Here is a 26,100-nt window from a genome sequence, read left to right on the forward strand (position 1 = left end):
GCTTTACAGCGCGCCCTTCGTCGAGGGGAGGATGCCGGCCGCGCGCGGGTCGCGCTCGGAGGCGTAACGCAGCGCCCTGGCGAGCGCCTTGAACTGGCATTCCACGATGTGGTGCGCGTTGCGCCCGTAGGGCACGTGCACGTGGAGTGCGACCTGGGCCTGGGCCACGAAGGACTCCAGGATGTGCCGGGTCATGGTGGTGTCGTACTCGCCGATCATCGGGGCCATGCGCTCCGGCTCGGTGTGCACGAGGTACGGGCGGCCGGACAGGTCCACCGTGACCTGGGCGAGGGACTCGTCCAGCGGGACCGTGCAGTTGCCGAAGCGGTAGATGCCGACCTTGTCGCCGAGCGCCTGCTTGAAGGCGGCGCCGAGGGCGAGGGCGGTGTCCTCGATGGTGTGGTGCGAGTCGATGTGCAGATCGCCGTCGGTCTTCACGGTGAGGTCGAACAGACCGTGCCGGCCGAGCTGGTCGAGCATGTGGTCGTAGAAGCCGACGCCGGTGGCGATGTCGGTCTTCCCGGTGCCGTCGAGGTCGATCTCGACCAGGACCGAGGTCTCCTTGGTGGTGCGCTCCACGCGCCCTACGCGGGTCATGCGTCCAGCTCCTTCTTGACTTCACGTACCGCGTCGAGAAACGCGTCGTTCTCCTCGGGGGTTCCGGCGGACACCCGCAGGAAGCCGGGCACGCCGTTGTCCCGGACCAGGACCCCCCGGTCGAGGATCCTGCGCCACACGCCGTGCGGGTCCTCGAACCGCCCGAACTGCACGAAGTTGGCGTCCGACTCGGTGACCTCCAGGCCCAGCGCCCGCATCTCGGCGACCAGCCGGTCCCGTTCGGTCTTCAGCTGCTCGACGTAGCCGAGCAGCGTGTCGGTGTGCTCCAGGGCGGCCAGCGCGGTCGCCTGGGTGACGGCGGAGAGGTGGTACGGCAGCCGTACGAGCTGTACGGCGTCGACCACCGCGGGGTGCGCGGCCAGGTAGCCGAGGCGCAGGCCGGCCGCGCCGAAGGCCTTCGACATGGTCCGGGAGACGACGAGATTCGGCCGACCTTCGAGCAGCGGCAGCAGTGAGGCGCCGTGGCTGAACTCGACGTAGGCCTCGTCGACGATCACCATGGACGGCCGGGCCGCCTGGGCCGCCTCGTACAGCGCGAGGACGGTCTCGGCGGGCACCGCGTTGCCCGTGGGGTTGTTGGGGGTCGTGATGAACACGACGTCGGGCCGGTGCTCGGCGATCGCGCGGCGGGCGGCCTCGGCGTCGAGGGTGAAGTCGGCCCGGCGCGGACCGGCGATCCAGCCGGTGCCGGTGGAGCGCGCGATCAGCGAGTGCATCGAGTACGACGGCTCGAAGCCGATCGCGGTGCGGCCGGGACCGCCGAAGGTCTGCAGCAGCTGCTGGATGACCTCGTTGGAGCCGTTGGCCGCCCAGACGTTCTCGATGCCGAGCGGGTGGTGCCCGGTCCTGGTCAGGTAGCGGGCCAGCTCGGTGCGGAGCTGGACCGCGTCCCGGTCGGGATAGCGGTTCAGGTCACGGGCGGCCTCGCGCACCCGCTCGGCGATCCGCTCGACCAGCGGCTCGGGCAGCGGGTAGGGGTTCTCGTTGGTGTTCAGCCGGACGGCGACGTCCAGCTGCGGCGCGCCGTAGGGGGACTTGCCGCGCAGCTCGTCCCGGACGGGGAGATCGTCGATGCCTGTCACTTGCCCTCGGGTACCTTCCAGCCGAACCTCGCCTTGATCGCCGCGCCGTGCGCCGGGAGGTCCTCCGCCTCCGCGAGCGTGACCACGTGGTGCGCGACGTCGGCCAGCGCGTCCTCGGTGTAGTCGACGATGTGGATGCCGCGCAGGAAGGACTGCACGGACAGCCCGGAGGAGTGGCAGGCGCAGCCGCCGGTGGGCAGCACGTGGTTGGATCCGGCCGCGTAGTCGCCGAGGGAGACCGGCGCCCAGGGACCCACGAAGACCGCTCCGGCGTTGCGGACCCGGTCGGCGACCGCGGCGGCGTGGGCGGTCTGGATCTCCAGGTGCTCGGCGCCGTACGCGTCGACGACGCGCAGTCCCTCGTCGATGCCGTCGACCAGGACGATCGCGGACTGCCGTCCCCGCAGGGCGGGGACGATGCGGTCCTCGATGTGCTTGGTGGCCGCGACCTGCGGTTCCAGCTCCTTGGCCACCGCGTCCGCGAGTTCGGCGGAGTCGGTGACCAGGACGGCCGCGGCCAGCGGGTCGTGCTCGGCCTGGCTGATCAGGTCGGCGGCGACGTGCACCGGGTCGGCCGTCGCGTCCGCGAGGACCGCGATCTCGGTGGGGCCGGCCTCGGCGTCGATGCCGATCCTGCCGGTGAAGTAGCGCTTGGCGGCGGCGACCCAGATGTTGCCGGGGCCGGTGACCATGGTGGCGGCCGGGCAGGACTCGGTGCCGTAGGCGAACATCGCGACGGCGGTGGCGCCGCCGGCCGCGTAGACCTCGTCGACGCCGAGCAGGGCGCAGGCGGCGAGGATCGTCGGGTGCGGCAGGCCGCCGAACTCGGCCTGGGCCGGGGAGGCGAGCGCGACGGACGGGACGCCGGCCTCCTGGGCGGGCACCACGTTCATGATCACGGAGGACGGGTAGACCGACCGGCCGCCGGGCGCGTAGAGCCCGACCCGGTCCACCGGCACCCACTTCTCGGTGACCGAGCCGCCGGGCACGACCTGCGTGGTGCGGGTGGTCCGGCGCTGCTCGCGGTGGACGAGGCGGGCGCGCCTGATGGACTCCTCCAGGGCCGCGCGCACGGCCGGGTCCAGCTCCTGAAGCGCCTTGGCGAGGGCCTCGGCCGGGACCCGCACCTGCTCCAGGACGACCCCGTCGAACTTCTCGGCGAAGTCGATCAGCGCCGCGTCGCCCCGATGATGCACGGCCTCGCAGATCGGACGCACCTTCTCCAGGGCGGCCGAGACGTCGAAGTCGGCTCGGGGCAGCAGGTCGCGCAGGGCGGGGCCCTCGGGGAGGGCGTCGCCGCGCAGGTCGATTCGGGAGATCACATGCTCAATTCTCTCAGACGGCACTCGGGGCCCGTCCGCGCGTATCAATGGCTGATACAGAACGCGGACCGGCGGCCGCTGCCTAGCCTGGCCGGAACCCGGAAGATCACCTTCACGTGTTGTGTTCGACGGGTGACGGACCGGGCATCACCGCTGGGCGAAGAACTGACCGACGAGTAGCCGAGGAAGAGGGAAACACCGTGACCGAGGGGGTCCGGGACGGGGAGCTGCCGGACGATCTGACCGCGGCCGAGGCCGGCATGTGGCAGGCCTTCCGCAACGGCAGCCTGTACGACCTGAGCAGCGGCGACGCGCAGGTCGACGATCCGCACGGCGGGCACCCCTGGGGGCCCGAGCGGACCGTACGGGCGCGGATCGTGTGCTGGCTGCTGCTCGACGGGCCGCCGGCGCTCGCGGGCCGGGTGCCCGCGCTGAAGCTGGCCGGCCTCAGGATCACCGGCACCCTGGACCTGGCGGGCGGCACGGTCACCCCGTACGTGGAGCTGCGCGGCTGCCGGTTCGACGACGAGGTCCTGCTGCCGGAGGCGCACTTCACGACCGTGCGCCTGGTCGACTGCGCGGTGCCGCGCCTGGAGGCGGCCCGGGTGAACACGGAGGGCGACCTGCATCTGCCGCGCTGCCGCTTCCTCGGCGGGGTCCGGCTGACCGACGCGCACATCGGCACCGACCTGCTGCTGAACCAGGCGGTGGTCTACCGCGACCGCAGCGGCCGGTCGATCGCGGCGGACGGCATGACCGTCGGCCAGGACCTGCAGGCCGAGCTCCTGGAGTCCTACGGGGAGCTGAGCCTGCGCAGCGCCAAGGTGGGCGTCTCGCTGAGCCTGCGCGGGGCCCGGCTGCGCAATCCCAACGGGCGGTTCGCGCTGAACGCCCCGCAGCTGACCGTCGGCCGCACCCTGTACCTGACCCCGGCCGGGGTGGGCGGCCCCTGGCTGAGCGGCACCACCCCGGCGCGCGGGACGCGGATCCAGCGGTTCGAGTGCCAGGGCGGGGTGCGGCTGGACGACGGGCGGTTCGGGGACGCCGTCGACCTGGAGCGGGCGTCCCTGACCTTCACGGACGACCACGAGCTGTCGCTGCGCCGGGTGCAGGCTCCCGAGCTGCGGTTCCTCGGGGAGGAGCCGCAGCGCGGGCGGGTGATCCTCTCGGGTGCCCGGACGGTGAACCTGGTCGACCGGGCGACCAGCTGGCCGGGTCCGGGGCGGCTGCACATGGGCGGCTTCGCCTACGAGAACCTGGTCCCGCAGGGCCCGTTCCCGCTGACCCGGCGGCTGGACTGGGTGGCGGCGGCGACCGCCGAGTACAACCCGGAGCCGTACGAACGGCTCGCGACCGTGCTGCGGGCCGCCGGCGAGGACGAGGACGCGCGCGAGGTGCAGCTCGCCAAGCAGCGCAGGCGGCGCGAGACGCTGCCGGTCGCCGCGAAGCTCTGGGGGTACGCGCAGGACCTGACCGTGGCGTACGGCTACCGGCCGGGCCGGGCGGCGGTGTGGATGGCGGTGCTGTGGGCCGCGGGCACGCTCGCCTTCGCGCACGCGCCGCACCCGCCGATGGACTCCGGCGGGCATCCGGTCTGGGACCCGGCCCTGTTCGTCCTCGACCTGCTGCTGCCGGTGATCGACCTGGGCCAGGTCGGCCAGTGGCGGCTGAGCGGCGGCTGGCAGTGGGCGGCGGCCGTGATGATCCTGCTGGGCTGGATCCTGGCGACGACGGTGGCGGCGGGGGCCACGCGGCTGCTGAGACGCGTGTAGGTGCGGCCGGCGGGGGCGGGTACGGCGGGATCGCGGCATACTGCTGACAGGTGCCTGACAGGTGAGCGACGGTCACCTTTTACCTGCCCTTGACCTGAAGCCCTACAACTTTCACGGAGTTGGCCTGGTGGTCTGGCGCGCGCTCGGTCGGTCGACTTTCAATGGCGGAACCATGGCTTCACTGCGTGCGCTGTTCCGCTCCGCACGGACGGCGAGAACCTCCCCGCTCCCCGTCCCCGGCCCGCTCCCGTCCGACGACGAGGTGTTCCTCGACGCGCCCGACGAGCGGCTGGCCCCCGTGCTGGTCGCGGTCGGCCGGGGCGAGTACGCGCCGGCCGCCCGGCTGCTGGCCGGCACCCGGGCCGCCGCCGAGTGGGAGGCACGGGACCGGTACGTGCACCGGCTCGCCCTCTTCGCGCGCTGCCGGGCCGAGTGGCTGGGCGACTGGGCGGCGGCCGCCCCGGACGATCCCGACCTGCTCCTGGTCCGCGCCCAGCTCGCGGTGGACCAGGCCTGGCCCTCCCCGGCCCGAACCGAACTGCTACGCGCGGTGAGTCCCCTGATCACCGCCGCCGCACGCGGCGACGCCCGCGATCCGGTGCCGTGGCGGGTGGCGCTGGACCACGCCCGCGGCTCGGACGCCGGCCACAAGTACTTCGAGGAGCTGTGGGAGGCGGCGGTCCGCCGGGCCCCGCACCACTACGGCTGCCACGTGGCGGCCCTGCGCTATCTCGGCACGTACTGGCACGGCTCGCACGGCGAGTGCTTCGACTTCGCCGACCTGGCCGCCCAGGACGCCCCGGCCGACTCGCTGGTCCAGGCGCTCCCGGCCCGGGCCGCCTTCGCCTACCTCGCCGACGGCTGCGGCCCCACGGTGCCGCGCGCCCGCCTGGACGCGGCGGCCGACCGGGCGATCGCGCTTTCCGCCCGGTTCCCGGCGGCCGACCCCTGGCCCGCCGAGATCCGCAACAACCTGATGTACCTTCTGGTCCGGCTGGAGCGCCGGGAGGCCGCCCGCGCCCAGCTGGACCTGATCGGCCCGTGCGTCACCTCGTTCCCCTGGGACCGCCTGTCCGACGACCCGCTGGGCCACTTCACGGGGCTGCGCGCGCACCTGCTGGCCGGTACCGCACCGCCTCCCGAGACCGGCCCGCCGCCCTCCCCGAGGAGCGCGGGACGCCCACGGGCCGAGCACGGCGGACACGTTCCCGCCGATGACCATTAGGCTGTGGCGCCGTGACCACCGTCCGTCTTCCCCTCTTTCCGCTGAACTCGGTGCTGTTCCCGGGGCTCGTGCTGCCGCTGAACATCTTCGAGGAGCGCTATCGCGCCATGATGCGTGATCTCCTGAAGACCTCCGAGGAGGAATCCCGCCGGTTCGCCGTCGTGGCGATCCGCGACGGCCACGAGGTGGCACCGAGCGCGCCGGGCATGCCGGATCCGACCTCACGGCCCGACCTGGGCCCGGCGGCCGGCTTCGGGCCGGACCCGCTCAAGTCCTTCCACCGGGTGGGCTGCGTGGCGGACGCGGCGACGATCCGGGAGCGCGAGAACGGCACGTTCGAGGTGCTGGCGACCGGGACCAACCGGGTGCGGCTGCTGTCCGTCGACACGTCGGGGCCGTTCCTGACGGCGGAGCTGGAGGAGCTGCCGGAGGAACAGGGCGACGAGGCGGGCGCGCTCGCGGAGGGGGTGCTGCGGGCCTTCCGGCAGTACCAGAAGCGGCTGGCGGGGGCCCGGGAGCGTTCGCTGTCGACGGGGGTCGAGCTGCCCGACGAACCGTCCGTGGTGTCCTACCTGGTCGCCGCGGCGATGATGCACGACATCCCCACCAAGCAGCGGCTGCTCCAGGCCCCGGACACCGCGTCCCGGCTGCGCGACGAGCTGAAACTGCTGCGCTCCGAGACGGCGATCATCCGCAACCTGCCGTCACTGCCCGCGGCCGAGCTGACCCGGTCGCCCACCAGCCTGAACTGAGCCGGGATCCCTGCCATGCCGAAGAAGCCCAGCAAGAAGCAGCCCTCCGCGGGGACGCCGGCGACGGTGGCCCTGACCGCGGCGGGCGTGGACTTCACCGTCCACTCCTACGACCACGACCCCTCCCATCCGTCCTACGGCGAGGAGGCGGCCGAGGCCATGGGCGTCTCCCCCGACCGGGTCTTCAAGACCCTGGTCGCGGACGTGGACGGCGCGCTCACCGTCGCGGTGGTGCCGGTGGCCGGCAGCCTGGACCTGAAGGCCCTGGCGACGGCGGTCGGCGGCAAGCGAGCGGCGATGGCGGACCCGGCCCTGGCCGAGCGCACGACGGGCTACGTCCGCGGCGGCATCTCCCCGCTGGGCCAGCGCAAGCGGCTCCCCACGGTCCTGGACGCGTCCGCGTCGGCGCACGCCACGATCTGCGTCTCGGCGGGACGCCGCGGCCTGGAGGTCGAACTCTCCCCGGCCTCCCTGGCAGACCTGACGAACGCGACCCTCGCACCCATCGGCCGCGCGTGACCGCCCGAGGTCCGGCGCCCGGCGCCGCGGGGCACGGGGACGGCCCCGCCTAGGCGGGCGGAGCGGCGTAGGGGCCGTCCTCGTACGGGGGCTCCGGGTCGCGCGGCCCGAACAGGGCGGTGAGGCCCAGGTGGACCAGCAGGGCCGCCAGCGGCCAGGCGAGCAGCGCGCCCCGCGCCCCCAGCTTCAGCGGCGCCTGGAAGGTGACGCCCTTGCCCACGGCCTTCGCGTGCGCGATCACGTCGTGCTCCGGCCCCAGCCACACGCCCAGCCGCCACGCCAGCAGCGAGCCGAGCAGGCCGCCGACGCCCAGCGCCACCACCAGGGGCACGCCGCCGCGCCGCTGCCACAGGAAGGCCGCCACCGCGCTCACCGCACCGAACGCCAGCGCCAGCAGCGTGAACGTCCCGTCCACCCCCACCGCCTGCTCCCCCTCGGTGTCCTGGAGGTAGACCACCCAGCCCTTGTCGGAGTGGTCCCCGACCAGCGGGACGTGCGGTGTCAGCCACAGCCAGAGCAGCCCGAGCAGCACGCCGCCCACCACCAGGGCGAGCACGGTCACTGCGGCCCGCAGCAGTTCGGTCCTCGTCCCGGGACCGTCCTGTCCGTACCCCGCCGCGGACGTCCCGGCGGGCGGCGGCGCCTGCCAGGCCTGGTGCGAGGACTGGTCGTGCGGCTGCGGAGGGGGCGTCAACGGTGCGGTCACCCTGCCATCGTGCCAGGTCGCCCTGTGCGCCGCGTCACCGGACGGCGGCCCGGCGGTACGCCCAGGTGGCGACGGCCAGCGAGACGACCCCCACCCCGGCGCACACGCCCAGGTCAGCGAGGACGACGGCCCAGTCGGGCCGCGCGCCGAAGGTCCGGGCATAGGCCTCCACGCCGTACGTGGAGGGCAGCAGATCGCGCGCGAACTGGATGATCCCCGGCATCCGGTCGGGCGGCAGCACGCCCAGCAGCAGCGCCGCCGACATGCCCAACTGCCCAAGCAGCGTGGCGAGTTCGGGGCGCGGCGCGAGGAGCCCGCAGGCGGCGCCGAGCCCGGACAGGGCAGCGCCCGCCAGCGGGATCACCGCCAGCAGGATCCACAGGTTGCTCAACGGAAGCCCGAACAGCACGCACCCGAAGACGGCCGTCACCAGCGTCCCCGGCACCGTGAAGGAGGCGTAGGCGGCGGCCGCGCCGAGCACCACGGAGGCCGGCGGCACCGGCAGCGTGGCGTAGTGGTCGAGGCCGCCGCTCGCCCGCAGCTGCCCGAAGTACTGCGCGAGCAGGTTCAGGGCCACGTAGGCGACCACGACCACCGACGAGCCCGCCACGACGGACTGGGCCTCGCCGCGGCTGTCCACCACCCCGCGCATCATGATCATGATGCCGACGGACTGGAAGGTCGCGACGAACAGCAGCGGGATCCGCGCCACCCGGGCACGGGAGAGCTGCGCCCGGTAGACGGCCACGAGCGAGGGCCACAGGCGCGCACGCGGGCCCAGCTCGGCCGGCGCGTGCGGCGCCGCCTCCTCCAGGGCCAGGGATCCGCCCGGCAGAACCTCCGCGGGTACGACACTCACGTCGCGCAGCTCCTCTTCCCAACGGCATCCGCGGCACGTACGGCCGCCGCGCCTTCCCGTACGGGTCCGGTCGTCCCGGCGTTCACGCTCACGCCTTGACCAGCCCCTGCCGTGCGGCGCCGCCCAGCGCCAGATAGACGTCCTCCAGGCTGGGCGTGGCGAGGGTGAAGTCGTCCAGGGCGGCGAACGCGGCCCCGCCGGTCACCGTGGCCACGACGGCACGCGCCTCCTCGGGCGCGAGCCGCAGCGTCCAGCGGCGGCCCGACTCGACCGCGCGCTCCCGCAGGACGGCCACCTCGGGCACGTCCAGCGGGGCCCGCTCCCGCCACACCAGTTCCACCCGTACCTCGCCGGCGACCCGTTCCTTGAGCCCGGCGGGGGTGTCACAGGCGATGACCCGTCCCTGGTCGAGCACGGCGACCCGGTCGAGCACCGTCTCGGCCTCGATCACGTTGTGGGTGACCAGGACGACGGTCGCGCCGTGCTCGGCCCGCCGCCGGTCGACGGCGGCCCACACGGCCCTACGGGCCACCGGGTCCATCCCGGTCGTGGGTTCGTCCAGCACCAGCAGCGGCCGCCGTCCCACCAGGGCCGCGGCGAAACAGGCCAGCCGCCGCTGCCCGCCGGAGAGTTTCTTGATCGCCCGTCCGGCCAGCGGCCCGAGCCCCAGCTCCTCCAGCACCGCGTCCCGCTCGGCGCGGGCCTGCCGTACGTCCAGGCCGCGCAGCCGACCGGTGGTCTCGGCGGCCAGGGAGACGGTCAGCTCGTCCAGGGCGCTGGACTCCTGGCCGAGGTAGGCGAGGATCCGCGCGGCCCGCTCCGGGTGCCGCACGATGTCGTGCCCGAGGATCTCGACGGTGCCGTCGTCCGGCCGCAGCAGCCCGGTGAGCTGGCGCACCAGGGTCGACTTGCCGGCGCCGTTCGGCCCGAGCAGCCCGAAGATCTCCCCGCGCCGGACGTCGAGGTCCACCCGGTCGGTGGCCCGGACCTCGGACACCGCCGGGGTGCCGCGCCGCCCTTTGACCGCAGCGTAGGTCTTGGTCAGCCCACGCACGGCACACACCACGTCGCTCTGCTGCCGAAGTGCCCGACCCACGCCCGTACTCACAAGGGACGAGACTACGGGGTCGGCCCCGTTTACTCGCCTTTGGGGCCGCCGGCCGCACCGCACCGGGGCTCGCTCATTCGGCCGGCGCCTGCTCCGCCGCGCCCGCCGGCACGTCGATCTCCCGCCAGAAGCCCGCCCGAATGGCGTACCGGTCGTGCTCGTCGATCTGGTCGTCCTTGTGCGCGAGCAGGCCGAACCTGGCCGCGTACCGCAGCAGCTCGCCGTCGATCCGGTGCGGGATCCGCGGGTACATGCCGGACAGCTTCTGCACGTGGTGCTGGTCGCCGAGCCGGGCGATCCATCGCCGGGCGAACACCTGTCCGACCTCGAAGGGGTCCCCGCCGACGGTCGTGATGTCCTCCTCCCGGTCGGCCCACCGCTGCTCCGCGGTCGTCAGCTGCGCGAGCGTCGGCATGGAGGCGGCCTCGGCCGGTTCCGCGACGGCGCCCGGCCGGTCCACCCAGCCCTTGTCGGAGGACCAGCGCAGGGTCGCGGTGGCCGGATGGTGCACCGGCTGCGCGCCCGGCGCCCGCAGCGCGGCGAGATCCTTCGGCGTGGGCACGCCCTTGGGCGCGGGCAGCCGCTCGGCCGTGCCGTTCTCGGCCGCGCCCGCCACCGGCGCCCGCTCGGCCTCCTCGGCCCCCGGCTCGGCGGCGGCCGCCAGTCCCGACTCGGGCAGCGGCGCGGAGAGGATCGCGGCGATCTCCGGCCGGGGCGCGGGCGGCGGCGCGCAGACCCCGGTCAGCTCCTTGGCCCGGACCGCCTGGGTGATCCACGCGCGGTCCAGGACCCGCCGCTCGTCGGCCTCGGCGACCAGGTCCTCGGACTGGTTGTAGTCCCCGTCGGCGGCCTGCACGGCCCACAGGTGGACGGCGACCCCGTGTTCCTTCGCGGCCATCATGCCGGGCAGCAGATCGCCGTCCCCGGTCACCAGCACCACGTCCGAGCAGGCGCGGTTGCGGGCCAGTTCGGTCAGCTCGGCGTGCATGGCCGCGTCCACGCCCTTCTGCGCCCAGCGGCCGTCACTGCGGGTCAGCGCACCGAGCCGGACGGTCACCCGGGGCATCACGCGCAGCCGGCGGTGCTCGGGCTGCGGGACGCGGTCGGGGGCGCCGTCGAACCAGTAGATGCGCAGGAGAGGACGCTCGGTGTCGGATTCCGCGCGGTCGCGCAGCGCCTGGATGAGCGCGGCGTGGTCGACGGTGATCCGGGATCGGGAGGGCTCACCGGCGAGGAGACTGGCGGCGGCACCCAGCAGATACCCGGCGTCCACCAGGACAATGCAGCGGTCCACGCGACTCACCCTCTTTCCGGGAGGTTTGCTTTCGGGGCTTCCTTCGAGTCTGCCCGACGGCACGGGGGTTAACGGCCCGAACTCGATCTTCGGCGTGGCGTTTCGGCGCTCCGCTCTCCGACAAACCCTGTCACACACGGTAATTATCCGACATGCGTCTGTTGTCAGCCTATGTGAATCTGAATTCGGCCCCTAGATCCCCCCCAGGAGGCAGATCACCATGGCCAAGAACAAGAACCGCAAGCAGGGTGGCTCCCAGAACCGCGCGGCGCAGACCGAGCAGGGTCACGAGCACGCGCAGCGCACGCCGTCGGAGTCCCACGACTCCCCGGTGTCGCACATCCAGGGCAGCCCCGCGGATGTTGCTCGTAAGAAGCAGAAGAGCTTCGGCCACAACTGACCGGACTCCCGAGGTCCGTCAGGGCGGTTGAAGCCCAGCACGAAGGAGGGGCGCACCCGATACGGGTGCGCCCCTCCTTCGTGTCGGTGCCCGAGCGGCCCGGAACCCGGGCCTATCCGGCCAGGCAGGACGGGCCGAGCAGGACCTTCAGGTCGCCGAAGAGCGCCGGATCGGGCTTCACCCGGTGCCGGTCCAGGCGCAGCACGGTCGTCTTCGTCGGGCCCTGGAGCTTGATCCGGACCTCGCTGTCGCCCTTGTGGTGGCTGAGGATCTCGCCGAGGCGGCTGACCATCGGCGGGGTGATCCGGGTGGCGGGGATGGTGAGCACCACGGGTGCGTTGGCGCCCGCGGCGGACAGGTCCGGGATCGCCATCTCCATGGCCACCAGGCGTGGCACGTCCTCGCGCTTGTCGAGGCGGCCCTTGACGAACACGACGGCGTCCTCGACGAGTTGGGTCGAGATGAGCTGGTAGGTCGCCGGGAAGAACATGCACTCGATGGAGCCCGCGAGGTCCTCGACGGTGGCGATCGCCCAGGCGTTGCCCTGCTTGGTCATCTTGCGCTGGAGACCGGAGATGATGCCGCCGATGGTGACCACCGCGCCGTCGGCGTGCTCGCCGCCGGTCAGCTGTGCGATGCCGGCGTCGGCCTTGTCGGAGAGCACGTGCTCCAGGCCGAAGAGCGGGTGGTCGGAGACGTAGAGACCGAGCATCTCCCGCTCCTGGGCGAGCAGATAGGTCTTGTCCCACTCGTCGGTGGTGAACTCCACGTCGAGGCCGAACCCGGGCTCGCTGTTGTCCTCCTCGCCCATCCCGCCGAAGAGGTCGAACTGTCCTTCGGCCTCCTTGCGCTTGACCTGCACCACGTTGTCGATCATCGGTTCGTACTGGGCGGTGAGGCCCTTGCGGGTGTGCCCGAGGGCGTCGAAGGCGCCCGCCTTGATGAGGGACTCCGTGGTCCGCTTGTTGCAGGCGGTGGCGTCGACCTTGTCCAGGTAGTCGGGGAAGGAGGCGAACTTCCCCTTCGCCTTGCGGGCCTTGATGATCGACTCGACGACGCCGGTGCCGACGTTGCGCACGGCCTCCAGGCCGAAGAGGATCACGTCGTCGCCCTGGGCGGCGAAGTTGTGCACCGACTCGTTGACGTTCGGCGGGAGCACCTTGATGCCCATGCGGCGGCACTCGTTGAGGTAGACGGCCGACTTGTCCTTGTCGTCCTTCACCGAGGTGAGCAGTCCGGCCATGTACTCGGCGGGGTGGTTCGCCTTGAGGTAGGCGGTCCAGTACGAGACCAGGCCGTACGCGGCGGAGTGCGCCTTGTTGAACGCGTATCCGGCGAAGGGGACCAGCACGTCCCACAGGGCCTGGATGGCCTCGTCGCTGAAGCCCTTGTCGCGGGCGCCCTTCTGGAAGAGGACGAAGTTCTTCGCCAGCTCGTCGGGCTTCTTCTTGCCCATCACGCGGCGCAGGATGTCGGCCTCGCCGAGCGAGTAGCCGGCGATGATCTGCGCGGCCTTCTGCACCTGCTCCTGGTAGACGATCAGGCCGTAGGTGACGGCCAGGACCTCTTCGAGGGGCTCCTCCAGCTCCTTGTGGATCGGGGTGATCTCCTGGAGCTTGTTCTTGCGCAGCGCGTAGTTGGTGTGCGAGTCCATGCCCATCGGGCCGGGACGGTAGAGCGCGGAGACGGCGGAGATGTCCTCGAAGTTGTCGGGCTTCATCAGGCGCAGCAGGGAGCGCATGGGGCCGCCGTCGAACTGGAAGACGCCGAGGGTGTCGCCGCGCTGGAGGAGTTCGAAGGTCTTCGGGTCGTCCAGCGGCAGGGCCAGCAGGTCGAGGTCGATGCCCTTGTTGGACTTCACCATCTTGACGGCGTCGTCCATGATCGTCAGGTTGCGCAGGCCGAGGAAGTCCATCTTCAGCAGGCCGAGCGACTCGCACTGCGGGTAGTCCCACTGCGTGATGGTCACGCCGTCGGTGTGGCGTACCCAGATCGGGGCGTGGTCGACGATCGGCTCGCTGGACATGATCACGCCGGCCGCGTGCACGCCCATCTGCCGGACCAGGCCCTCGACGCCCTTGGCGGTGTCGATGACCTTCTTGACGTCCGCCTCGTTCTCGTACATCCCGCGGATCTCGCCCGCCTCGTTGTACCGCGGGTGCGAGGGGTTGGTGATGCCGTCCAGGTCGATGCCCTTGCCGAGGACGTCGGCGGGCATCGCCTTGGTGAGGCGGTCGCCCATCGCGTACGGGTAGCCCAGCACGCGCGCGGAGTCCTTGATGGCGTTCTTGGCCTTGATCTTGCCGTAGGTGCCGATCATGGCGACCTTGTCGGCGCCGTACTTCTCGGTCACGTACCTGATCACCTCGACGCGCCGGCGCTCGTCGAAGTCGATGTCGACATCGGGCATGGAGACGCGCTCGGGGTTGAGGAACCGCTCGAAGATCAGGCCGTGCGGGATCGGGTCGAGGTCGGTGATGCCCATGGCGTACGCGACGATCGAACCGGCCGCGGAGCCTCGGCCGGGGCCGACCGCGATGCCGTTGTTCTTGGCCCACATGATGAAGTCGGCGACCACGAGGAAGTAGCCGGGGAACCCCATCTGGATGATGACGTCCAGTTCGTACTCGACCTGCTTCTGGCGGTCGTCCGGGACGCCGCCGGGGAAGCGGCGCTCCATGCCCCGGCGGACCTCCTCCTTGAACCAGGTCACCTCGGTGTAGCCGTCGGGGATGTCGAACTTCGGCATGAGGTTCTTGGCCTCGAACATGCCGGTGGTGTCGACCATCTCGGCGACGAGGAGGGTGTTGGCGCAGCCCTGCTGCCAGGCGTCCGAGGAGTCGACGGCGTACATCTCGTCCGTGGACTTCAGGTAGTAGCCGGTGCCGTCGAACTTGAAGCGGTCCGGGTCGGAGAGGTTCTTGCCGGTCTGGATGCACAGCAGGGCGTCGTGGGCGGTCGCCTCGTGCGCGTACGTGTAGTGCGAGTCGTTGGTGACCAGCGGCGGGATGCCGAGCTTCTTGCCGATCTCCAGGAGGCCGTCGCGGACCCGGTGCTCGATCTCGATGCCGTGGTCCATCAGCTCCAGGAAGTAGCGGTCCTTGCCGAAGATGTCCTGGTAGTCGGCGGCCGCCTTCAGGGCTTCGTCGTACTGCCCGAGGCGGAGCCTGGTCTGGAGCTCGCCGGAGGGGCAGCCGGTGGAGGCGACGATCCCCTCGGACCACTGGGAGATGGTCTCCTTGTCCATCCGGGGCCACTTCTGCAGCCAGCCCTCGGCGTAGGCGTCGGAGGAGAGCCGGAAGAGGTTGTGCAGGCCGGTCTTGTTCACCGCCCACATCGTCTTGTGCGTGTAACCGCCGGAACCGGAGACGTCGTCCCGCTTCTGGTGCGGCTGGCCCCACTGGATCTTGCGCTTGTTGCGCCGGGACTCGGGGGCGACGTACGCCTCGATCCCGATGATCGGGGTGACGCCTGCCTTCTTGGCGGTGTGGAAGAAGTCGTACGCCCCGTGCAGGTTGCCGTGGTCGGACATGGCGATGTGCGTCATGCCCATCTCATTGCAGGCGTTGAACATGTCCTTCAGCCGCGCGGCACCGTCCAGCAGCGAGTACTGGGTGTGGACGTGCAGGTGCGTGAACGGCGGCTTTGACACGGTTTCGGCCTCCAGAGGAAACAGGCGTCGACGATCTCCCTACCGACCGCGGACAGTCTGGTGGGACGGCGAAATCCTATGCCTCGGCACTGACAATCCGCCCACCGCCCCGCGTACCTTCGGGCGAGGAGAGCGGGCACTCCCCCGGGATCTCGCACGTTGGTCCGAAGGAGAGATCCGTCCCACATGTCACGCATCACCCGTACCAGGAGGCACCCAGCGATGTCGGTCCCCCAGCTCAACGACGAGCAGCGCGGCGAGGAGATCCTCGCCGTCTTCGACACCGCCTTCGGCGAGCTCCTGGCCGCCGACCCGGCCGCGTTCCGCGTGAAGTTCCGGAAGATGGCGGCCTCGGCCTTCGCCTTCTACCGGGGCTCGGCGGCGCTCTTCTACCACGACGTGGACGCCGAGACCGCCGGGCGGGGCGGCGGGATGCCGTACAGCGGGCCGTTCCTTGACGAGCGCACCTCGCGCGTGTGGATCCACGGCGACCTGCACGCGGAGAACTTCGGCACGTACATGGACTCCAACGGCCGCCTGGTCTTCAACGTCAACGACTTCGACGAGGCCTACGTAGGCCCCTTCACCTGGGACCTGAAGCGCTTCGCCGCCTCCGTCGCGCTGATCGGGTACGCGAAGGCGCTCAGCGACGAGCAGATCACCGAGCTGGTCGAGGTGTACGCGGGCGCGTACCGGGAGCGGATCCACGCGCTGGCCACCGGCGCCAAGAGCGACGAGGTGCCGCCGTTCACCCTGGACAGCGCGGACGGCCCGCTGCTCGGCGCGCTGCGCGCGGCCCGCTCGCTGACCCGCTTCGAGCTGCTGGACTCGATGACGGAGATCCGTGACTGGGAGCGCCGCTTCGCCTCCGGCGGCGGCTCCATCGAGCTGGACGCCGCCACCCGCTACAAGGTCCTCGCGGCCTTCGACGGCTACCTGGAGACGCTTCCGGAGGCGTCGCTGTCCCGCCCGGACTCCTACCGCGTCAAGGACGTCGTCGGACGCCGCGGCATCGGCATCGGCTCGGCCGGTCTGCCGTCGTACAACATCCTCCTGGAGGGCGCCACGGACGCCCTGGAGAACGACGTCGTGATCTACATCAAGCAGGCCCAGACCCCGGCCGTCTCCCGGCACATCACCGACCCGGCGATCCGGGACTACTTCCTGCACGAGGGCCACCGCACGGTGATCTCCCAGCGCGCCCTGCAGGCGCACGCCGACCCGTGGCTGGGCTGGACCGAGCTGGACGGCTCCGGGCAGCTGGTCGCCGAGGTCTCGCCGTACGCGGTGGACCTGGACTGGAGCGACATCGACGACCCGGAGGAGATCGCCGCGGTGGTCGCGGACCTCGGCCGGTCCACGGCGTCCATGCACTCGGCGGCCGACGACACCTCCGGCGAGTCGCTGGTGCCGTTCTCCACCGAGCGGGCCATCGACGCGGCGATCGCGGCGGACGAGGAGGGCTTCGCGCCCCTGCTGGCCGACTTCGCGCACAGCTACGGCGCACGCGCGCGGGCCGACCACCAGATCTTCGTCGACCTGTTCCGCAACGGCCGGATTCCAGGCCTGTAACCTTCGCGGATTCACAGAGACCTTTTAGGGGTCCCCTACATGAGTACGTGACAGACTCTCCACCGCTATGGACATATCCGGGACCCAGCTCAGAGCCGTGCGCGCGGCGCTGTTCACGGCCTTCGTCGTGACGCTCAGCACCGCGTCGCACGTGCTGCTGTCCCGGGCCCCGCTGCCGCTCACCACGGTGGCCGCGGTCGCCGCCGGCGTGTTCGCCACGGCGTACGCGCTGGCGGGCCGCGAGCGCGGCTTCGGCCGGATCGCGGCCCTGCTGGTCCCGCTGGAGCTGGCCGCCGACACGGTCTTCACCACCGGCCAGCACGCCTGCTACGGCCGGGCGGGCGGCCCCATCGCGGGCCCGCTGCGCGCGGTCGGCTTCGACGTGCTGTGCCACGGCGGCGCCGTCGGCACCCCGCTGGCCCGGATGACCGACGGTTCCCGGGCCGCCGCGGCGCTCGCCCACACCGACCCGGCGGCGGCCTGGCTGCTGCTCGCCGCGCACGTCGGGGTCGGCCTGCTGGCCGCGGCCTGGCTGCGGCGCGGCGAGCGCGCCCTGACCCAGCTGCTGCGGGCCGTGTCCGCCACCACCTTCCGCCCGCTGCTCCTGGCCGCCGCCGCGGGCACGGTCCGGCCGGCCCCGGTACGACGACTGCCGCGTCCGGCGCCGCGTACCGCCGCCGCCCGCGACCTGGTCCTCGTGCACTCCCTGGGACGGCGTGGACCGCCGTGCTCCCGGGCGCTCGCGCCGTCCTTCGGCTGAGCGCCCTCCGGCGCGAGCACACCCCTCGTTCGAGCACGACGAGTCCCCCACACGTATCCCGCGTACGTCACGTGCGCGTCCCCTATGGAGATCACCGACATGAGCAAGCGGAACAGCGCGGCCGCCAAGAACGCGGCCCGGGAGCGACTGCGCGTCGAGCGCGAGAAGCAGGCCAAGCGCGCCAAGGTCAAGCGGCAGGTCATCGTGGCCTGCTCGGTCGTGGCCGTGCTGGCCGCGGCGGGCGGCATAGGCTACGCCGTGGTCCAGGCCAACAAGCCGGGCTACTGGGAGGACGAGAAGTCCGCCAAGGTGGTCGCCCCGGCCAACACCACGGGCACGAACGGCACCACGGTCGTGATCGGCAAGTCCACCGCCGCGAAGACCCTCAAGGTCTACGAGGACCCGCGCTGCCCGATCTGCGCCCAGTTCGAGCAGACCGTCGGCCCGACGGTGAAGAAGGACATCGACGACGGCAAGTTCAAGATCCAGTACATCGGCGGCACGTTCATCGACGGCGACTCGCTCGGCAAGGGTCAGATCGGCTCGCGCGGCGAGGGCTCCAAGAACGCGATGAGCGCCATGGGCGCCGCGCTGAACGTCAGCACCGAGGCGTTCCTGGAGTACAAGACGGCCCTCTACTCGACGAAGTGGCACCCCGAGGAGACGGACGACAAGTTCAAGAAGGACAGCTACCTGATCCAGGTCGCCGACACCGTCCCGGCGCTGAAGGGCAACAAGGCCTTCCAGGACGCGGTGAAGTCCGGCAAGTACGACGCCTGGGCGCTGGCCATGTCCAAGACCTTCGACACCAACAAGGACGGCGTGACGGGCACTCCGAGCTTCGTCATGAACGGCAAGGTGCTCACGGCCGACGCCAACGGCAACCCGCCGATGACGGTCGACGCCTTCAACTCCGTGGTGGACGCGGCCCTCAAGGCGTGAGCCGGGCGCTGTGCACAGGCACGGCGCCGGTTCCAGGTGAAGAGCAGGCGAACTTTCCCCGGTTCGCCTGCTCTTGTTCATACTGGTCAGTAACCTGATCGCCCGTGACCAGTCGATACAGATCAACTCAGGCTTCCGAGGGTGCCGGCACCCTCTCCCCCCGCCGCCGTACGGTCGTCAAGGCCGCGGCGGCGACGGCTGTCCTGGCCGCCCCGCTCGCCGCCGCGCTGCCGGCCCGGGCCGCCTCCGACGCCCCCGCCTTCCTGCACGGCATCGCCTCCGGCGACCCGCTGCCCGACGGCGTCCTGCTGTGGACCCGGGTGACCCCGAGCGCCGACGCCACCCCGGGCTCCGGTGCGGGCGCCGACACCGAGGTCAGCTGGGTCGTCGCCACCGACAAGGCGCTCACCCACGTGGTCTCCCGCGGCTCCGTCACCGCGACCGCCGCCTCCGACCACACCGTCAAGGCCGACATCCGCGGCCTCGCACCCGCCACCGACTACTGGTTCCGGTTCTCGGCCGGCGGCACCGACACCGCCGTCGCGCGCACCCGCACCGCACCGGCCGCCGACGCCGCCGTCTCCGGCCTGCGCTTCGGAGTCGTCTCCTGCGCCAACTGGGAGGCCGGCTACTTCGCCTCCTACCGTCACCTGGCGGCCCGCGGCGACCTGGACGCGTGGCTGCACCTCGGCGACTACATCTACGAGTACGGCACCGGCGAGTACGGCACCCGCGACACCGTGGTGCGCCCGCACGCGCCGACCCACGAGATCATCACCCTCGCCGACTACCGCATACGCCACGGCAAGTACAAGACCGACACCGACCTGCAGGCCCTGCACGCCAAGGCGCCGGTCATCGCGATCTGGGACGACCACGAGTTCGCCAACGACTCCTGGTCCGGCGGCGCCGAGAACCACACCGAGGGCGCCGAGGGGACCTGGACGGCCCGTCAGGCCGCCGCCAAGCAGGCCTACTTCGAGTGGATGCCGGTCCGCCCGGCCATCGCCGGCACCACCTACCGCCGGCTGCGCTTCGGCAAGCTCGCCGACCTCTCCCTGCTCGACCTGCGCTCGTTCCGCTCCCAGCAGGTCTCCACCGGCAGCGGTTCGGTCGACGACCCGGACCGCACCATCACCGGCCGCGCCCAGCTCGACTGGCTGAAGGCCGGCCTGAAGGCCTCCGACACCACCTGGCGGCTGGTCGGCAACTCGGTGATGATCTCGCCGTTCGCCATCGGCTCGCTCTCCGCCGACCTGTTCAAGCCGCTCGCCAAGCTGCTCGGCCTGCCGCAGGACGGCCTCGCCCTGAACACCGACCAGTGGGACGGCTACACCGACGACCGCCGCGAACTGCTGGCCCACCTGCGGTCCAACGCGATCGGCAACACGGTGTTCCTGACCGGCGACATCCACATGGCGTGGGCCAACGACGTACCGGTGGACGCCGGCACCTACCCGCTCTCCGCCTCCGCGGCCACCGAGTTCGTGGTCACCTCGGTGACCTCCGACAACCTGGACGACATCCTCAAGGTCTCCCCGGGTGTCGTCTCCACCGTCGCCGCACCGGTCATCCAGCTGGCCAACCGCCATGTGCACTGGGTCGACACCGACCGGCACGGCTACGGCATCCTGGACATCACCGCCGCGCGGGCGCAGATGGACTACTACGTCCTCTCCGACAAGACGAAGGCCGACGCGACCTCGTCCTGGGCGCGTTCCTACCGCACCCGCAGCGGCACCCAGAAGGTCGAGCGCACCTACGACCCGGTGTAGCCGCCGCCTACAGCGTGTCGAGGAAGCCGAGCGCCACCCGCCAGGTGGCCTCGGCGGCCTCCTCGTCGTAGTCGGGCAGCCCGGGGTCGGTGTAGAGGTGTCCCGCCCCCGGGTACCGGTAGACCTCCACGTCGGCGCCGGCCCGGCCCATCTGCAGGTACCAGGCGCTCAGCCAGTCGTCCGTCTCGAAGGCGTCCGGCTCGGCCACGTGCAGCTGGACGGGCAGCTCGTCCACCGCGGCGTTCGGCGCGATGTCCGAGGTGCCGTGCAGGAGCAGCAGCCCGCGCGCCCGCTCGTCGCCCAGCGCCAGCGTCTGCGCGACCGAGGCGCCCAGCGAGAACCCCGCGTACACCAGCCCGCGCTCCGAGTAGGGGGCCGCGGCCAGCACGGCCCGCTTCAGCAGCTCGTCCTTGCCGATCGACTCGTTGAACTCCATGCCCTCCTCGACCGTGTCGAACGTGCGCCCCTCGAAGAGGTCGGGCGTCCACACCTCGTGCCCGGCGGCACGCAGCCGGTCCGCGGCCTCGCGCACCGCGGGCCTGAGGCCGTAGGTCGAGTGAAAGAGCATGATGTTCATGTGCCCATGGTGCCAGCCGCGTCCGCGGCACCTGTGACGTCCTCTACACGGGTCCGCATGTTCAGGACCGCCCGGAACGGGTTACGTTCCGACCCATGGACATGGAGAACGTACTCCGCCCGCTGATCGTGGTCGGCGGCGCCGTCGTCCTCACCCTGCTGATCGGCTGGGCGACCGACCTGCTGCTGCGCAAGGCCGACGAGCGCCACACCGAGACACCGCTGTGGGGCCTGCTGCGCCGCGCCCGCATCCCCTACCAGCTGGTCCTGTGCGCGGCCCTGCTCAGAGGCTCCTACGACAAGGCGGAGCTGCTCCTGGGCCACCGGGTCGCCGTCGGCCGGCTGCTGACCCTGGTGCTGATCGGATCGGCGGCCTGGCTGATCGTGCGGATAGCTGCGGCGATCGTCGACACCTCGTACCACCGCTACGCCCGCGGCCACACCGACGCCGCCCGGGTCCGCCGGGTGCGCACCCAGGTGTCGCTGATCATGCGCGTGGTCACCGCGGTCGTCGGCGTGATGGCCTCGGCGGCGATGCTGCTGACCTTCCCCGCGATGCGCGCGGCCGGCGCCTCCCTGCTGGCCTCCGCCGGAATCCTCGGCATCGTCGCCGGTGTGGCCGCCCAGTCCACGCTGTCGAACCTGTTCGCGGGGCTGCAGATCGCCTTCGGCGACATGGTGCGCCTGGGCGACACGGTGGTGGTGGACGGCGAATGGGGCACGGTCGAGGAGATCACCCTGACCTTTCTGACGGTACGGACCTGGGACGAGCGCCGGATCACCATGCCGGTGTCGTACTTCACCTCCAAGCCCTTCGAGAACTGGTCGCGGGGCACCCCGCAGATGACCGGGGTCGTCTACTGGCACCTCGACCACTGCGCGCCGATCGAGTCGATGCGCGAGCGGCTCCGGGACATCCTGCGCGAGTGCCCCGCCTGGGACGGGCGGGACTACAGCCTGGTCGTCACCGACTCGACGCCGAACACCATCCAGGTGCGGGCGCTGGTGACCGCCAAGGACTCGGACGACGTCTGGAAGGTCCGGGTCGCCGTGCGCGAGCAGATGATCACCTGGCTGACCGCCGAGCACGCCTACGCGCTGCCCCGGGTGAACACGGCCGACGCGGCCCTGCCGCCGGGCGGGATCATCCCGTCCCAGGACGGCGTGGCCGCCCGGCGGCTGCACGAGCCGCCGCGCACCGGCCGCGGCGCCTGACCGCGCCCGCCCCGGTCAGTGGCCGCGTTCGGCGCCGCCGTTGACCTGGATGATCTGAGAGGTGATGTGTCCGGCGGCCGGCGAGGCCAGCCAGTGCAGGGTGGCGGCGACGTCACCCGGTGTGCCGGCCCGCCCGGTCGCCGTCTCGGCCACGAGCCGCGCCCGGCGCTCCTCCTCGACCGGGCCGCCGAAGAACTCGGTGTCCTCGACGTACCCCGGCGCGACCACGTTCACGGTGACGCCGCGCGGGCCGAGCTGCCGGGCCAGGTCGTGCGCGTAGGGATGCAGGGCCGCCTTGGCGGCGGCGTAGGAGCCGGTCCCCGAGCCCCGGTGGGCGGCGATGGAGCTGAGGAACAGCACCCGTCCGCCGGGGTCGGCGAGCCGGTCTTTGAGCGCCTCCGTGAGCAGGACGGCGCTGAGCGTGTTCTGCCGGAAGTTGCCCGTCCAGGTACGGGCGACGGCGTCCAGCGGGTCCCCGGCCTCCGCGTCCGGCGCGAACGCCGCGTTGCCCCCGGCGCTGTGGACGAGCACGTCCACGGTGCCGATCTCCTCGGCGACCCGGCGTGCCACGCGCCGGACGTCGCCGGGCTCGGTCAGGTCGGCGGCGATCCGGACCGCTCCCGGCACCACGGCCCGCTCCAGCACCTCTCTGCGCCGCCCGAGCAGCAGCACGCGGTCCCCGTCCGCGGCGAACACCCGTGCCGCGGCGAGCCCGATCCCTGTTCCTCCACCACTGATCACAATGTTCCGAGCCATGATCCGAGACTACGAGCGCCCCGCCGCCCGCGCCTTCGGATATCCACAACGGCCGTCATCTCGTACGACCGCGCCGGGCGTGCGGACGGTCAGCGCAGGCTCCGTACGTCCAGGTGGCGCAGCACCCGGTCCACGATCTCCGGATCGGCCCCGGGCTCGCTGCGCGCCGCCAGCACCTCGTGGCGCGCCGCGCTGAGCATCTCCTGCTGGATCCGCCGCAGCCGCTTCAGCCGCTTCGCCCGCTTGTCGTGGCCCTCGCGCCGCTCGTCCTCCGCCACCTCGGGGCTGATCCGGAACCCGATCTCGAAGGCCCGCCGCAGCATCTGCTCCGTCAGGTCCTCCGGCAGGTCCTCGACCTGCTCGATCTCCTTGAGCCGCCGCCGTGCCGCCTTCGCCGCCCGGACCGCCAGCTCCTTCTCGAACTCCTTCTCCTGCTCGGTGTCGGCCCGTACCCCCAGCCGCTTCACGAGCCACGGCAGGGTCAGTCCCTGGAGCACCAGCGTCGCCATGATCACGCCGAACGCGATGAAGACGATCTCGTCCCGGTCCGGGAACGGGGACCCGTCGTCGGTCCGCAGCGGAACGGCCAGGGCCAGCGCCACCGACGCCACCCCGCGCATCCCGGACCACCACATGACGACGGTCTCCCGCCAGCTGGTCGGGATCTCCTCGTCGTAGTCCCGGCGGGCGTGCAGCCGCTTGGTCAGCCAGGTGGCGGGCAGCAGCCACGCCAGTCGGACCACGACCACGACGCCCACGACCGCGGCCGCCCAGCCGAGCAGTTCGCCCCAGCGGCCGGAGGCCGTACGGATCGCGTTGTGCAGCTCCAGGCCGATCAGCCCGAACGCGACCCCGGTGACGAGCGTGTCGACGATGTCCCAGAAGGTGTAGCCGGCGAGCCGGGTCATCACGTCGTCGGCGTCGGTGGCGTACTCGGAGATGAACAGCGCGGTGGTCAGCACCGCGAGCACCCCGGAGCCGTGCAGTTCCTCGGCGAGGACGTAGGAGGCGTACGGCACCAGCAGGGTCAGGCCGATCTGCAGGGTCGCGTCGCCGAGGACGTCCATCAGCTTGTTCGCGCCCCAGCCGAGCACCAGCCCGATCGCGACCGCGACCACGGCGGAGAGCAGGAAGTCCAGTCCGGCCCGCCAGGGCGAGAAGGTGCCGCTGACCACGGCCGCGATCGCCACGTGGTACAGCACGATGGCCGTGACGTCGTTGAAGAGGCCCTCGCCCTCCAGGATGGAGACCAGCCGGCGCGGCAGGCCGAGCTGCCCGGCCACGGCGGTCGCGGCGACCGGGTCGGGCGGCGCGACCAGCGCGCCCAGTGCCACGGCGGCGGCGATCGGCAGTCCGGGCACGATCGCGTTGGCGACGACCGCCACGCACAGCGTGGTGACGAACACCAGGGCCACGGCCAGCAGGAAGATCGGCCGGACGTTGGCCGCGAACTGCCGCCAGGAGGTCCGCCGCACGGCGGCGTAGAGCAGCGGCGGCAGCAGGGCGGGCAGGATCAGCTCGGGCGGGATGTTCACGTCCGGCACGAAGTCGGTGATCGCCAGGACGATCCCGAACAGGGTCACCAGCACCGGAGCCGGCAGCCCCAGCCGGTCGCCCAGCGGGACGCTCACCAGGGCCCCGAGCAGCAGGACGAACAACAGGGCCAACTGATCCACGGCCAGCACTCCGGGAGTCGATGATCACACGGCGGGCCTCAAGCCTGCCATGCCGTCCACCGGCCGGGCCCGCGCTACAGGGCGCGCCGCATCCCCCGGTGCGGGATGCCCGCCTCCTCGTACTCCGGCCCGTAGGGCTCGTAGCCCAGGCGCTCGTAGAAGCCCAGCGCGTGCGTCTGCGCGTGCAGGTCCACCGTGCTCAGGCCACGCGCGCGTGCCGCGTCCTCGATGGCCCGGACCAGGGCCACGCCGATGCCGAGGCCGCGGGCCTCCTCGGAGACCGCGAGCCGGCCGAGCGAGCCGAGGGACGGGTCGCCGCCGGTCTTCTCCGCGGCCTTCTCGCCGTACAGCAGGCGGCCGGTGCCGAGCGGCACGCCGTCCTCGCGGATGGCCAGCACGTGCAGGGCGACCGGGTCGTACGCGTCGTACTCGATGTCCTCGGGGACGCCCTGTTCGACGACGAAGACCTGCTTGCGCACGGCGAAGCACGCCTCCAGGTCGGCGGGGTCCTCGGCGACCCGCACGTCGTACGCGCGCGTGCTCATCCGTACGTCTCCTCACGGACCTGGTCCAGCGCCGTGCTCAGGTCCTCGGGGTACTCGCTCTCGAACTCGACCCAGTCGCCGGTGCCGGGGTGCTCGAACCCGAGGCGGACCGCGTGCAGCCACTGCCGGGTCAGGTGGAGGCGCTTGGCGAGGGTCGGGTCGGCGCCGTAGGTGAGGTCGCCGACGCAGGGGTGGCGGTGGGCGGCCATGTGGACCCGGATCTGGTGGGTGCGCCCGGTCTCCAGCTTCACGTCCAGCAGGGAGGCCGCGCGGAACGCCTCGATGAGGTCGTAGTGGGTCACGGAGGGCTTGCCGTCGGCCGTGACGGCCCACTTGTAGTCGTGCTGGGGGTGGCGGCCGATGGGGGCGTCGATAGTGCCGCTGGTCGGGTCCGGGTGGCCCTGCACGAGCGTGTGGTAGCGCTTGTCGACCGTGCGTTCCTTGAACTGGCGCTTGAGCGAGGTGTACGCGCGCTCCGACTTGGCCACCACCATCAGGCCGGAGGTGCCGACGTCGAGCCGGTGCACGATGCCCTGGCGTTCGGCGGCGCCGGAGGTGGAGATGCGGTAGCCGGCGGCCGCCAGACCGCCGATGACGGTCGGGCCGGTCCAGCCGGGGCTCGGGTGGGCGGCCACGCCGACCGGCTTGACGATGACGACCACGTCATCGTCGTCGTACACGATCTCCATGCCCTCGACGGGCTCGGCGACGATCTGTACGGGCGCGGGCGCCCCCGGCATCTCGACCTCCAGCCAGGACCCGCCGCTCACCCGCTCGGACTTGCCGACCACCGCGCCGTCGACCTGGACCTTGCCCGCCGCGGCCAGCTCGGCCGCCTTGGTGCGGGAGAAGCCGAACATGCGGGAGATGGCGGCGTCGACGCGCTCGCCCTCCAGGCCGTCGGGCACGGGCAGGGTTCGGATCTCGGGAATCGTGCTCACCCCGTCGAGTATGCCGGACCGCGCCGGCACCGC

Annotated in this window: 23 protein-coding genes; 10 read left to right on the plus strand and 13 right to left on the minus strand. The window is 71.9% G+C overall.

The window, feature by feature from the left end; all coding sequences use genetic code 11:
• Positions 1-3: 3 nt before the first annotated feature.
• Genes hisB through hisD form a run of 3 tightly spaced genes read right to left on the minus strand, consistent with a single transcriptional unit; the run spans position 4 to position 3,022 of the window.
• Positions 4-597: an imidazoleglycerol-phosphate dehydratase HisB gene (gene hisB / locus ACIQOE_RS01465; RefSeq protein ID WP_351325112.1), complete on the minus strand. Its 594-nt coding sequence runs from the start codon at positions 595-597 to the stop codon at positions 4-6.
• A complete protein-coding gene (locus ACIQOE_RS01470; RefSeq protein WP_351325113.1) occupies positions 594-1,700 on the minus strand; it encodes a histidinol-phosphate transaminase in 1,107 nt (368 codons plus the stop codon). Before ACIQOE_RS01470 ends, hisB begins: the two co-directional genes overlap by 4 nt.
• A complete protein-coding gene (hisD, locus tag ACIQOE_RS01475; RefSeq protein ID WP_362639298.1) occupies positions 1,697-3,022 on the minus strand; it encodes a histidinol dehydrogenase in 1,326 nt (441 codons plus the stop codon). Before hisD ends, ACIQOE_RS01470 begins: the two co-directional genes overlap by 4 nt.
• A gap of 260 nt (positions 3,023-3,282) precedes the next feature.
• Here hisD and ACIQOE_RS01480 point away from each other — a divergent pair, with 260 nt between their 5' ends.
• From ACIQOE_RS01480 to ybaK, 4 genes are all read left to right on the plus strand, one after another.
• Positions 3,283-4,794 (plus strand): oxidoreductase, encoded by a 1,512-nt coding sequence (locus tag ACIQOE_RS01480; protein ID WP_401410068.1) that lies wholly within the window; start codon positions 3,283-3,285, stop codon positions 4,792-4,794.
• A 172-nt stretch (positions 4,795-4,966) separates the two neighbouring features.
• Positions 4,967-6,019, plus strand: a complete 1,053-nt coding sequence (locus ACIQOE_RS01485) for a hypothetical protein (protein WP_362639302.1) — start codon at positions 4,967-4,969, stop codon at positions 6,017-6,019.
• 11 nt (positions 6,020-6,030) lie between these two features.
• Positions 6,031-6,771 (plus strand): LON peptidase substrate-binding domain-containing protein, encoded by a 741-nt coding sequence (locus ACIQOE_RS01490; RefSeq protein ID WP_351325120.1) that lies wholly within the window; start codon positions 6,031-6,033, stop codon positions 6,769-6,771.
• A gap of 15 nt (positions 6,772-6,786) precedes the next feature.
• On the plus strand, positions 6,787-7,290 hold the full coding sequence (ybaK, locus tag ACIQOE_RS01495) for a Cys-tRNA(Pro) deacylase (RefSeq protein ID WP_362639304.1): 504 nt from the start codon (positions 6,787-6,789) through the stop codon (positions 7,288-7,290).
• Positions 7,291-7,339: 49 nt separating this feature from the next.
• On the opposite strand, the gene ACIQOE_RS01500 is transcribed toward ybaK, so the two are convergent.
• The 4 genes from ACIQOE_RS01500 to ACIQOE_RS01515 form a co-directional block, all read right to left on the minus strand.
• On the minus strand, positions 7,340-7,996 hold the full coding sequence (locus ACIQOE_RS01500) for an AAA family ATPase (protein ID WP_401408915.1): 657 nt from the start codon (positions 7,994-7,996) through the stop codon (positions 7,340-7,342).
• Positions 7,997-8,030: 34 nt separating this feature from the next.
• A complete protein-coding gene (locus ACIQOE_RS01505) occupies positions 8,031-8,855 on the minus strand; it encodes an ABC transporter permease (protein WP_401408918.1) in 825 nt (274 codons plus the stop codon).
• Positions 8,856-8,943: 88 nt separating this feature from the next.
• A complete protein-coding gene (locus ACIQOE_RS01510; RefSeq protein ID WP_401410070.1) occupies positions 8,944-9,918 on the minus strand; it encodes an ABC transporter ATP-binding protein in 975 nt (324 codons plus the stop codon).
• A gap of 118 nt (positions 9,919-10,036) precedes the next feature.
• A complete protein-coding gene (locus tag ACIQOE_RS01515; protein ID WP_351325128.1) occupies positions 10,037-11,257 on the minus strand; it encodes an NYN domain-containing protein in 1,221 nt (406 codons plus the stop codon).
• Between the two features lie 220 nt (positions 11,258-11,477).
• On the opposite strand from ACIQOE_RS01515, the gene ACIQOE_RS01520 reads away from it, so the two are divergent.
• On the plus strand, positions 11,478-11,657 hold the full coding sequence (locus ACIQOE_RS01520) for a hypothetical protein (RefSeq protein WP_351325130.1): 180 nt from the start codon (positions 11,478-11,480) through the stop codon (positions 11,655-11,657).
• A 112-nt stretch (positions 11,658-11,769) separates the two neighbouring features.
• Here ACIQOE_RS01520 and dnaE read toward each other — a convergent pair whose 3' ends face one another.
• The gene (dnaE, locus tag ACIQOE_RS01525) at positions 11,770-15,309 is read right to left on the minus strand and encodes a DNA polymerase III subunit alpha (RefSeq protein ID WP_351325131.1); all 3,540 of its coding nucleotides are present in this window, start codon (positions 15,307-15,309) and stop codon (positions 11,770-11,772) included.
• 222 nt (positions 15,310-15,531) lie between these two features.
• Between dnaE and ACIQOE_RS01530 the strand changes: the two genes are divergently transcribed.
• The 4 genes from ACIQOE_RS01530 (at position 15,532) to ACIQOE_RS01545 (ending at position 20,358) form a co-directional block, all read left to right on the plus strand.
• Positions 15,532-16,881, plus strand: coding sequence for a DUF2252 domain-containing protein (locus tag ACIQOE_RS01530; protein WP_351325133.1), 1,350 nt, complete (start codon positions 15,532-15,534; stop codon positions 16,879-16,881).
• A 67-nt stretch (positions 16,882-16,948) separates the two neighbouring features.
• Complete coding sequence (locus ACIQOE_RS01535) at positions 16,949-17,641, plus strand: hypothetical protein (RefSeq protein ID WP_351325135.1); 693 nt, start codon at positions 16,949-16,951, stop codon at positions 17,639-17,641.
• Between the two features lie 99 nt (positions 17,642-17,740).
• Positions 17,741-18,583 (plus strand): thioredoxin domain-containing protein, encoded by an 843-nt coding sequence (locus ACIQOE_RS01540; RefSeq protein ID WP_399008423.1) that lies wholly within the window; start codon positions 17,741-17,743, stop codon positions 18,581-18,583.
• Between the two features lie 104 nt (positions 18,584-18,687).
• A complete protein-coding gene (locus ACIQOE_RS01545) occupies positions 18,688-20,358 on the plus strand; it encodes an alkaline phosphatase D family protein (protein WP_365555284.1) in 1,671 nt (556 codons plus the stop codon).
• Positions 20,359-20,365: 7 nt separating this feature from the next.
• Here the strand turns inward: ACIQOE_RS01545 and ACIQOE_RS01550 are convergent, their stop codons facing one another.
• Positions 20,366-20,935 carry a dienelactone hydrolase family protein gene (locus ACIQOE_RS01550; protein WP_365555282.1) on the minus strand — a complete coding sequence of 190 codons (570 nt, stop codon included), beginning with the start codon at positions 20,933-20,935 and terminating at the stop codon, positions 20,366-20,368.
• Between the two features lie 101 nt (positions 20,936-21,036).
• Here ACIQOE_RS01550 and ACIQOE_RS01555 point away from each other — a divergent pair, with 101 nt between their 5' ends.
• On the plus strand, positions 21,037-22,149 hold the full coding sequence (locus ACIQOE_RS01555) for a mechanosensitive ion channel domain-containing protein (RefSeq protein WP_365555596.1): 1,113 nt from the start codon (positions 21,037-21,039) through the stop codon (positions 22,147-22,149).
• Between the two features lie 15 nt (positions 22,150-22,164).
• On the opposite strand, the gene ACIQOE_RS01560 is transcribed toward ACIQOE_RS01555, so the two are convergent.
• The 4 genes from ACIQOE_RS01560 to ACIQOE_RS01575 form a co-directional block, all read right to left on the minus strand.
• A complete protein-coding gene (locus ACIQOE_RS01560) occupies positions 22,165-22,905 on the minus strand; it encodes an SDR family oxidoreductase (protein WP_362639313.1) in 741 nt (246 codons plus the stop codon).
• 89 nt (positions 22,906-22,994) lie between these two features.
• Complete coding sequence (locus tag ACIQOE_RS01565) at positions 22,995-24,581, minus strand: Na+/H+ antiporter (RefSeq protein ID WP_351325144.1); 1,587 nt, start codon at positions 24,579-24,581, stop codon at positions 22,995-22,997.
• Positions 24,582-24,655: 74 nt separating this feature from the next.
• Positions 24,656-25,126, minus strand: coding sequence for a GNAT family N-acetyltransferase (locus tag ACIQOE_RS01570; RefSeq protein ID WP_351325145.1), 471 nt, complete (start codon positions 25,124-25,126; stop codon positions 24,656-24,658).
• Positions 25,123-26,067: an RluA family pseudouridine synthase gene (locus tag ACIQOE_RS01575; RefSeq protein WP_362639317.1), complete on the minus strand. Its 945-nt coding sequence runs from the start codon at positions 26,065-26,067 to the stop codon at positions 25,123-25,125. The genes ACIQOE_RS01570 and ACIQOE_RS01575 overlap by 4 nt, the downstream gene beginning before the upstream one ends.
• Positions 26,068-26,100 lie beyond the last annotated feature (33 nt).

It is taken from the genome of Streptomyces sp. NPDC091282 (assembly GCF_044757385.1).
GTDB classification, from domain to species: domain Bacteria; phylum Actinomycetota; class Actinomycetes; order Streptomycetales; family Streptomycetaceae; genus Streptomyces; species Streptomyces gramineus.

Excerpts from the sequence above, each read along its gene's own strand:
- hisB (WP_351325112.1), bottom strand. The coding sequence starts at position 597 with ATGACCCGCGTAGGGCGCGTGGAGCGCACCACCAAGGAGACCTCGGTC.
- ACIQOE_RS01480 (WP_401410068.1), top strand. The coding sequence starts at position 3,283 with ATGTGGCAGGCCTTCCGCAACGGCAGCCTGTACGACCTGAGCAGCGGC.
- ACIQOE_RS01485 (WP_362639302.1), top strand. The coding sequence starts at position 4,967 with ATGGCTTCACTGCGTGCGCTGTTCCGCTCCGCACGGACGGCGAGAACC.
- ybaK (WP_362639304.1), top strand. The coding sequence starts at position 6,787 with ATGCCGAAGAAGCCCAGCAAGAAGCAGCCCTCCGCGGGGACGCCGGCG.
- ACIQOE_RS01520 (WP_351325130.1), top strand. The coding sequence starts at position 11,478 with ATGGCCAAGAACAAGAACCGCAAGCAGGGTGGCTCCCAGAACCGCGCG.
- ACIQOE_RS01530 (WP_351325133.1), top strand. The coding sequence starts at position 15,532 with ATGTCGGTCCCCCAGCTCAACGACGAGCAGCGCGGCGAGGAGATCCTC.
- ACIQOE_RS01535 (WP_351325135.1), top strand. The coding sequence starts at position 16,949 with ATGGACATATCCGGGACCCAGCTCAGAGCCGTGCGCGCGGCGCTGTTC.
- ACIQOE_RS01540 (WP_399008423.1), top strand. The coding sequence starts at position 17,741 with ATGAGCAAGCGGAACAGCGCGGCCGCCAAGAACGCGGCCCGGGAGCGA.
- ACIQOE_RS01550 (WP_365555282.1), bottom strand. The coding sequence starts at position 20,935 with ATGAACATCATGCTCTTTCACTCGACCTACGGCCTCAGGCCCGCGGTG.
- ACIQOE_RS01555 (WP_365555596.1), top strand. The coding sequence starts at position 21,037 with ATGGAGAACGTACTCCGCCCGCTGATCGTGGTCGGCGGCGCCGTCGTC.
- ACIQOE_RS01560 (WP_362639313.1), bottom strand. The coding sequence starts at position 22,905 with ATGGCTCGGAACATTGTGATCAGTGGTGGAGGAACAGGGATCGGGCTC.
- ACIQOE_RS01570 (WP_351325145.1), bottom strand. The coding sequence starts at position 25,126 with ATGAGCACGCGCGCGTACGACGTGCGGGTCGCCGAGGACCCCGCCGAC.